9 protein-coding genes are annotated in these 9,083 nt (G+C 38.3%); 6 read left to right on the plus strand and 3 right to left on the minus strand.

Annotated elements, in window-relative coordinates; translation table 11 throughout:
• On the minus strand, positions 1–955 hold a 955-nt coding region (locus ACJML3_RS06520; RefSeq protein WP_406021679.1), incomplete at its 3' end, for a phosphoenolpyruvate-utilizing N-terminal domain-containing protein.
• A gap of 262 nt (positions 956–1,217) precedes the next feature.
• Between ACJML3_RS06520 and gltX the strand changes: the two genes are divergently transcribed.
• Genes gltX through ACJML3_RS06545 form a run of 5 tightly spaced genes read left to right on the plus strand, consistent with a single transcriptional unit; the run spans position 1,218 to position 5,750 of the window.
• On the plus strand, positions 1,218–2,621 hold the full coding sequence (gene gltX, locus ACJML3_RS06525) for a glutamate--tRNA ligase (RefSeq protein WP_406021681.1): 1,404 nt from the start codon (positions 1,218–1,220) through the stop codon (positions 2,619–2,621).
• 4 nt (positions 2,622–2,625) lie between these two features.
• Positions 2,626–2,994, plus strand: coding sequence for an Rcs stress response system protein RcsF (gene rcsF, locus ACJML3_RS06530; RefSeq protein WP_406021683.1), 369 nt, complete (start codon positions 2,626–2,628; stop codon positions 2,992–2,994).
• Positions 2,984–3,718, plus strand: coding sequence for a tRNA (N6-threonylcarbamoyladenosine(37)-N6)-methyltransferase TrmO (gene tsaA / locus ACJML3_RS06535; protein WP_406021685.1), 735 nt, complete (start codon positions 2,984–2,986; stop codon positions 3,716–3,718). Before rcsF ends, tsaA begins: the two co-directional genes overlap by 11 nt.
• Entirely contained in the window at positions 3,702–4,997 is a 1,296-nt protein-coding gene (locus tag ACJML3_RS06540; RefSeq protein ID WP_406021687.1) for an NUDIX hydrolase N-terminal domain-containing protein, read from the plus strand. The genes tsaA and ACJML3_RS06540 overlap by 17 nt, the downstream gene beginning before the upstream one ends.
• Positions 4,998–5,006: 9 nt before the next feature.
• Positions 5,007–5,750, plus strand: a complete 744-nt coding sequence (locus ACJML3_RS06545; RefSeq protein ID WP_406021689.1) for a PHP domain-containing protein — start codon at positions 5,007–5,009, stop codon at positions 5,748–5,750.
• Between the two features lie 63 nt (positions 5,751–5,813).
• On the opposite strand, the gene ACJML3_RS06550 is transcribed toward ACJML3_RS06545, so the two are convergent.
• Positions 5,814–6,554: a basic amino acid ABC transporter substrate-binding protein gene (locus ACJML3_RS06550; RefSeq protein ID WP_406021691.1), complete on the minus strand. Its 741-nt coding sequence runs from the start codon at positions 6,552–6,554 to the stop codon at positions 5,814–5,816.
• Between the two features lie 108 nt (positions 6,555–6,662).
• Here ACJML3_RS06550 and ACJML3_RS06555 point away from each other — a divergent pair, with 108 nt between their 5' ends.
• Positions 6,663–7,223, plus strand: a complete 561-nt coding sequence (locus tag ACJML3_RS06555) for a GNAT family N-acetyltransferase (protein ID WP_406021693.1) — start codon at positions 6,663–6,665, stop codon at positions 7,221–7,223.
• Between the two features lie 60 nt (positions 7,224–7,283).
• Here the strand turns inward: ACJML3_RS06555 and ettA are convergent, their stop codons facing one another.
• Entirely contained in the window at positions 7,284–8,948 is a 1,665-nt protein-coding gene (gene ettA, locus ACJML3_RS06560; protein ID WP_406021695.1) for an energy-dependent translational throttle protein EttA, read from the minus strand.
• Positions 8,949–9,083: the final 135 nt, after the last annotated feature.

A 9,083-nucleotide genomic window follows, 5' to 3' on the forward strand; every position in this document is an offset into this window, starting at 1 on the left:
GATAGTCAGAAGCCTGCATGAAAATATATTCACTTCTGAATAACCCGATTCCTTCAGCATCTGATGCCTTTATCAGCTCAAGATCGGCAAGTGAGCCTGAGTTTGCATACAGATTGATTTTATTTCCTGAGCGGGTAAGAGTAGGTTTTCCTCTGAACTCTTCAAGATGGGAATTTTGTACATCGACGGTCTTCTTGATTTCGCTAAAACGCTCGATTGTTTCCTTATCAGGATCAACATAAATTCGACCAGAGTTACCATCAACAATAACAAAATGACCTTCAAGATCTTCTGTTAGAGAATCACCAACGCATACAATGGTAGGTATTCCCATTGTTCTTGCAAAAATTGCAGTATGTGAACGGTTTGATCCTTTTGATGTGACGATTCCTGAAACTGCTTTTTGATCTAGCTGAACTGTTTCTGATGGAACAAGATCATCTGCAGCAAGAACTACAGAACCTTCATGATTGTAGCTGATACCTTTGTTGTTTAGGACACCATCGTGCATCATCAGAATTTCATTGATTCTTCTTGAGATATCTACAATGTCGGCAGCTCGTCCTCTCATGTAGTCGTTGTCCATTTCAAGAAACTGTTTTTCAAATTTCTGAGCAACAACTGTTACAGCATATTCAGCATTGGAGTGTTCTTTAGTAATAACATCAATGATAGAAGAGACATAATCAGGATCTTCTAGCATCATCTGATGGATCTGGAACACAACTGCATTTTGTTCACCAAGCTTTTCTAGTGAGGCATCATAAAGAGCACCAAGCTGTGTTATTGCATGCAGACGGGCTTTTTCAAATCTTGCACACTCAGCTTTGGTGTTTTTTATTTCTTTTTTCTCATGTCCAATATCGGCTCTTTTTACAAAGCTTAATTTTCCAAATGCGATACCTTTGTTAGCTACAGTGCCGTGCAGCACAAGGTTCTGTCGGATTTTTGCCAAAGTAACACCTATTTTCTATTATGCTATGTCAATGTTATGAATTGTGATTTTATCAGTCTTCTGATTATACACAAATCAGAAATTTTAAGATCTGATTGTTTTAAGTGTAGGTGAAATTATGCATTTTAGGTTGCATTCTCATGCTGTTTTTGGATAAATATGCTTTTTCTTTTAAAAAACATCTTAAGAATATCGTCACAAGTTAAGTCAACAGTGCTAATCCGTGATAAAATACGCAAAAATTTTTTTAAGGAAGTCACTCATGGAAGTTAAGACAAGATTTGCCCCATCCCCAACCGGTTTTTTACATGTTGGTGGTGCTAGAACAGCATTATTCTCATGGCTTTATGCAAAGCACTGCAAAGGTCAGTTTGTTCTTCGTATTGAGGATACAGATAGAGAACGTTCAACTCAAGAAGCAATTGATGCAATCATCGATTCAATGAAATGGCTAGAGCTGAACTGGGATGAAGGTCCTTACTATCAGACAAAACGTTTTGACAGATACCGTGAGGTTATTGACCAGCTTTTAGCAGAAGGCAAGGCATATAAGTGCTATTGTACTAAAGAGCGTGTTGATGCACTGCGTGAAGAGCAGAAGGCAAAGGGCTTAAAGCAGCGTTATGATGGCCACTGCCGTGACGATCATTCAGAGCACTCTCCTGATGAGCCTTATGTTATCCGTTTCCGTAATCCTGATGACGGTGTAGTTGCTTTTGATGATATGGTAAAAGGCCATATTGAGGTTAAGAACAGCGAGCTTGATGATCTTATCATTCAGCGTTCTGATGGCACTCCAACCTATAATTTCTGCGTAGTAGTAGATGACTGGGATATGGGTATTACTCACGTAATCCGTGGTGATGACCATGTCAATAATACACCTCGTCAGATTAATATCTACAAAGCTTTAGGAGCACCAGTTCCTGTATTCTGCCATCTTGCTATGATTTTAGGTGATGATGGTGCAAAGCTTTCAAAGCGTCATGGTGCAGTATCAGTTATGCAGTACCGTGAGGACGGTTTCTTACCTGAAGCTCTTTTAAATTATCTTGTAAGATTAGGCTGGTCACATGGCGATCAGGAAGTTTTCTCTGTTGAAGAGATGATTAACCTGTTTACCCTAGATGCAATTACAAAGAGTGCATCTGGCTTTAATACCAAGAAATTAGAGTGGTTAAATGCTCATTATATGAAGACTCTTCCTGCTGAAATTGTAGCAAAAGAGCTTGTATGGCATTTAAACAGAATCGGTGTGACCGATTTGAGCAAAGGTCCTGATCCAAAGCTTGTTGTAAAGAATTACTGTGAAAGAACTCATACCTTAAAGGAGATGGCACAGAAGGCTTTATGTTACTACCAGGAGATCACAGAGTATGATCCTGCTGGTGTAAAGAAGTGGATGAAAGAAGGCTCTGTTGATGTTCTAAAGGATGCACTTGCAGCCCTTAGCGCTTTAACTTCATGGGATGCTCAGTCAATCGACTCTCAGCTTGAGGTAATTGCAAAGAACCGTGAGATCGGTATGGGTAAGGTAGGTCAGCCACTGCGTATTGCTGTAACAGGAAGTGCAATGTCTCCTGGTATTGGTGATACCATGATGCTTGTTGGTCGTGAACGTACCTTAAAGCGTATTGAAAAAGCTATCGAGCATTTTGGAGCATAATTTTATGAAGTACTTTGTAGCACTGTCTGCATTACTGCTTGCATCTTGTTCTAGTTTTGAATTCAAGACAAATCTTGATCCTTCAAATTTTACAGAGTATTTCAAGCCATCTTCTGTTGAAGAGGTAACAGAAGAAGAGCTTGTTTCAAAGCCTTACAGAACTGTAAAGACAGTTGAAGGTCTTTCATGTCAGGAAGATGAGAAAGATGCAGTTGCAACTGAAGCTGATGCAAGAACAAAAGCTCGCATAAAGGCTGCAGATGCAGGTGCAAATGCAATCAGATTTGACAAGTGCGTTCATCTAAAGAACACAAAGGCCTGCAGAGTTTCTATCACCTGCTATGCCGATGCTCTTATTGTAGATGACAAATAGTACTGACGATATGGGTGTTCTGGTAAAACCAATCGGTGTTATCAGAACCCCATTTGCAGATAAATTCGCAGTTCCAAGACAGCCTGGTCTTGCACCTCATGCAAAGGCTGTAATTGAGTTTTATCCCCCTTATGATGATGAGCAAGCTTTCGTTGGAATAGATGGCTTTTCTCATCTGCATATTCTCTTTTTCTTTGATAGAATCGACTATACAAAATTCAGAGCGCGAGTAAGACCTCCAAGACTTGGAGGAAACATATCAATGGGTGTCTTTGCAACAAGATCTCCTTTCAGACCAAACAGAATTGGACTTAGTGTTGTAAAGATAAACAAAGTCATAAGAGAAAAGGGTAAAGTTAAGATAGAAGTCTCAGGAGCCGATCTTGTTGACTCAACACCTATTCTTGATATAAAACCATATATTCCATTTGTTGATAGTATTGAATCTGCAAAGGGAGGTTTTGCATCCACAAAACCTAAATGCCTGAATGTGCAATTTTCAGATAGTGCTTTAGAATATTTAAAAAATGAAAAGAGCGTTGATTTAAAGGCTGTAGAGGAAATTCTAGGTCAGGATCCAAGACCTGCCTATAAGGATATTCATGATAAAAAAGAGTATAGTGCCACTTTATATGGTTTCATATTCAGATTTACAGTAGATGGTGATATTCTTTGTGTGAACAGTGTTATGAAAAATGGAGATGAACATGAAGAAGAAGTATAGTCATGTGGTTTTTGATTTGGACGGCACTGTATATGACACTGAATTTGCCTATACAACGGCATTGTATACTGTACTTAAAAAGTATAGGCCAGATACTCAAGAGACATTTGAATCATTAAAAAGATTCATGTCCTGCACAGCAAAGAAAACACAGTCTGAACTTGGTTTTGATGGCTATGATACAAAGGAGTTATCAAAACAGTGGTGTTCTGCAGTTCTTGAGAATATACATACTATAAAGCCATATGATGGTGTTCTTGGAATTATTAAATATCTAAAAGAGCAGGGGATCAGACTTGGTATTGTGACATCAAGAGCTAAAACATTTGCTGATACAAAGATTGATGCTATAAGTCCATGTCCAAACGAGCTTGTTCCTTATTTTGATGTCGTAATAAGTGCAGATGATGTTGTGCATCCAAAGCCATCAGCTGAACCTCTTTTAAAATATATGGAAATTACAGGAGCACAGCGTAAAGATATCCTCTTTATTGGTGATACTCAAAGCGATATTGACTGTGCAAAGAGTGCTGATATTGATTTTGGTATTGCTCTTTGGGGCTCGCACTTAAACTATTCAGCAAGATGTGCTCATTTCTTTGCAAATCCATGGGATATTGTAGGTGCCGTTTTTTATGAGGATAACTGCTCATATCAGTGGCTCAAATGGGCCAAGGAGATACAGGCAATAGGTCAGATTGGTCTTGCTTACTGCACAAATATCTTTGATATAGAGCGCTTTGAAAGACTAAGAGAGATAGCATCTTCCATGGTTGCCTATATGCTTCATCAGAAGATTGATGATGTATATTCAACCTTATGTATGGATAAAGGATATATAACTCCAAAACTTGATACAAGAGCAGCTGTATTTGATGAAAAAGGAAGGATCCTTTTAGTCAAGGAGAACCGTTCTAAAAAATGGTCTTTACCTGGTGGATGGTGTGACGAAGATGAAACAATCTATTCTAATATCATAAAGGAAGTCAGAGAAGAAGCTGGAATGGTTGTTTATCCATACAGACTTGTCGCAATTCTTGATAAGTCAAAGTGGAATGTTTTCAGTTCTGTTCAGCCATTCCATATTCTAGCAGCATTCTGTCTTTGCAGAATCGGAGAAGGATCTTTTACAAAGAATAGTGAAACATTACAGAGACGTTTCTTTTCTCTAGATGAAATTCCTGTTAGTGAATTAAGAACAGGAACTACAACAATAGAGCAGATAAAAATGTGCTTTGAGGCCTATTCTAATAAGGATTTTGCACCAGTAATTGACTAAGGAGATTATATGAATTTCAATATTGATCTTCATACACATACCATTGCAAGTTCACATGCCTATTCAACTATAGGAGAATATGTCGCTTTTGCAAAATCAAAAGGTATTGTGATGTTTGCAAATACAGATCATGGTCCTGCTGTACCAGATGGTGCACATAGATGGCACTTTGGCAATCTTAAGGTTGTACCTCATATCTTTGATAATGTAGCAGTACTTAGAGGTATGGAGGCAAATATCCTTGAAAATGGTCAAATCGATATGGACGTACCAATTTTAAAACAGCTTGATATTGTGCTTGCAGGACTTCATCCTAATCTTACTCCAACAGATAGCGACACTCATACAGAACTTTTAATAAAAGTGATAAAGTCAGGATTAGTAGATGTAATTTCGCATCCTGGAGATATTCGCTATCCATACGACGAGCAGGCTTTTTTAGAGTGTGCAAAAGAAAATAATGTAGCAATTGAAATCAATTCATCATCTGATGTGAATTCAAGATTCAATTCAAAAGACAGATGCATAAGAATCGGTCGTATGGCAGCAAAGATAGGTAATATCGTTTCTATTGGTTCAGATGCTCATATCTGCCATTATCTTGGCAATTTTGAAAATGCTATTGATACTCTTGAAAAGGCAGGGATTAAAGAAGAGCAGATAATAAACCGCAGTGCAAAATCTGTTCTTGATTTTCTAAGCTCAAGAGGCCATTCAAATCTTCAGGATATCAGAAATCATTTTGGACTTTGATATATATAGATAAACGAAAGGCCATACTTAAAGTATGGCCTTTTAACATGCAAAAGAGCTTAATTATTTAAACCATTTTGCATAAATCTTGTCGTATGTTCCGTTTTCCTTGATAACCTTTAAACCATGAGAGATCTTGTCGGTTAACTCTTTGTTCTTCTTAGAGGTTACGATACCGTACTGCTCAAAAGTGAATCTGTCAGATAACAAGAATAGAGCATCATTCTTGCTTGTTGCAAGATAGTATTCTAGTACTGGTTTGTCGTTAACAGCTGCAATACATGAACCTTTGTTTAATTCCATGAATGACTCTGCTGCAGTATTAAACTGAGTAGATGTTGCATCTTTGATTTTATCTGCAAACATTGCACCTGATGTACCAATCTGTGTGCACAGAGACTTACCTTCTAAATCTTTTAGGCTCTTAATTGAGTCTTTATATTTCTTTGAGACTAAAGCACCTAAGCCTGCATCATAGTATGGTTCTGAAAAGTTAACTAGCTTTGCTCTTTCTTTTGTAATGGTGAATCCTGATATTGCAATATCTGCATTACCAGAAAGAATTGCAGGGATCTGACCGTCAAATGGCATGCTTGCAATGCTGATCTTAAGATCTTCTACTTTTGCGATTGCCTTGATAATATCAATGTCAAAACCTACTAGCTCAGTAGTTGTCTGATCCATAAACTCAAAAGGTGCAAATGATGGCTCAGTTACAACTTTTAAAACAGAATCTTGAGCGTACGTATTATTAGTAAAAAGGCAAATGCCTAGTACTGCAAGTGATTTTTTGAAGAAATTCATTGAATGCCTCTGAAAAAAAATATATTGGATACTATAATGTAATAAGGTATACGAACAAATTCAAGTATACGCATCAAAAATTAGCAAGAGCATTTACACGGAGGAGCTATGAAAATTGTACACAGACTGTCAGAGCAGGCAGAAAGAGTAAAGCTCGTTACATACAATTTGAAAAGAGCCCATTCTGGTTTACGTAAAGAGCTTGAAGAAAAAGATGGTGATTTTACATTTAAAACAGGAAGTTCAAGATATTTAAAACAGATTGAGAATCTTCATATAGGTTTGTTCAGAGAGCCACTGTATCCATGGCTTGTTTGGCTTTACAGATTTAAAGCTCACGAGCTGATGAGCGTTATTGTCGATAAGGATGATAATGTAATAGGTTATGATTTGTTCTTCTTCCAGCCATCAGAAAAGAACGAGAAGGTTATCCATGAGCTTTATGTTGGTGTAAAAACAGAGTATCAGGATAGAGGTTTTGGTGTAAAGTTAAGACTGTTTTCTGCTAAATGCTATGATGACGGATACCTTGATGGTATATCAACTTTAGCATCTCTTGATAATATCAAGGCATTAAGAACAGCACAGAAAGCTGGTTTTGCAATAACAAAGATGTCAGCAAAGCCTGTAGCTCATTATCTATTCAAAAATCTTTTCAGAAGATACTAGTTTGTTACAGATACAAAAAAGGTAACACGTGAGTGTTACCTTTTTTTATGCAGTCACTATTTACATAGTAACCTTTTTGAATTTAATACGATGAGGTATAGCTGCTTCACCAAGATTTGCCTTCTTCCAAGCCTCATACTCGGTATAGTTACCCTCAAAGAAAGTTACCTTGCCTTCATCACCGTAATCGAGGATGTGGGTAGCGATACGGTCTAGGAACCAACGGTCATGAGAGATAACCATTGCAGCTCCAGGGAACTCTAATAATGCATTTTCAAGTGCACGTAAGGTTTCCACATCAAGATCGTTTGTTGGCTCGTCAAGTAACAGGAAGTTACCACCAACCTGTAAAAGTTTTGCAAGCTGTAAACGACCTCTTTCACCACCTGACAGATCACCAACACGTTTTTGCTGATCTGTGCCTCTGAAGTTGAATCTGCCGATATATGCTCTTGAAGGAATTTCATATGAGCCGACTCTTAAAATGTCCTGACCCTGTGAAATCTCCTCATAAACAGTATTCTCGTTCTTCATCTTGTCTCTGAACTGTTCAACATATGCTGTTACAACAGTTTCACCAAGCTTGATAGAACCAGCATCCGGCTGTTCAATTCCGGTTATCATTCTAAACAGTGTAGACTTACCTGCACCGTTAGGACCGATAATACCGACGATAGCACCCTTTGGAATAGAGAATGACAGATCATCAATCAGTACCTGACCATCATAGGCTTTAGACAGATTGTTTACCTCAAGTACTGTCTCACCTAAGCGTGGCCCTGGTGGAATATAAAGCTCGTTGGTTTCATTTCTTGTCTGATATTCAACTGAAGATAATTCTTCAAATCTTGCAAGACGAGCCTTAGATTTTGCATGACGACCCTTAGCGCCCTGACGAACCCACTCAAGCTCTCTTTCAATCGATTTTCGTCTTGCAGATTCAGTATTCTCTTCAATCTGAAGTCTCTTATCTTTCTGATCAAGCCAGCTAGAGTAGTTACCCTCCCAAGGAATACCCTCACCACGGTCAAGCTCAAGGATCCAACCTGCAACATTGTCAAGGAAGTAACGATCGTGAGTTACTGCAACAACGGTACCAGGGTACTGGTGAAGGAACTGTTCAAGCCAGTCAATTGATTCAGCATCAAGATGGTTTGTAGGCTCGTCAAGAAGCAGCATATCAGGCTTCTCTAAAAGAAGTCTGCAAAGTGCTACACGGCGCTTTTCACCACCAGATAAAACCTTAATCTGTCTTTCAAAAGGAGGTAATCTTAAGGCATCAGCAGCTTTATCAATCTGAACTTCGATGTTATGACCGTCGTGAGCCTGAATGATAGCCTCAAGCTGAGCCTGCTCTTTAGCTAGTGCATCAAAGTCTGCATTTTCATCAGCATATTCAGCATAAACCTCATCAAGTCTCTTTAAGGCCTTGGTAACCTCTTCAAAAGACTCTTCAATAACCTCTTTAACAGTCTTTTCAGGATCTAAAACTGGCTCCTGAGGCAGATAACCTATTTTGATACCTGGTTGAGGTCTTGCTTCACCCTCGTAATCCTTATCAACACCAGCCATGATTTTGATAAGTGTAGATTTACCAGCGCCATTTAAACCAAGCACACCGATTTTTGCACCAGGGAAAAATGACAGCGATATATCTTTGAGGATCTGTCTTTTTGGTGGAACAATCTTTCCCACCCTATTCATTGTATAAATAAACTGAGCCATAAATTTCCTCTAAAAAATGACTGTCTCATTGTACCATGAATATTGTTTTTTATGAAAAAAATGGGCCTAACATTATAGTTAGACCCTGTTAGGAGTAGATATTTTGTAAGTTAGCTGTCCTGAAGCATCTGAAGT

The organism is Succinivibrio sp., from assembly GCF_045124615.1.
GTDB classification, from domain to species: domain Bacteria; phylum Pseudomonadota; class Gammaproteobacteria; order Enterobacterales; family Succinivibrionaceae; genus Succinivibrio; species Succinivibrio faecicola.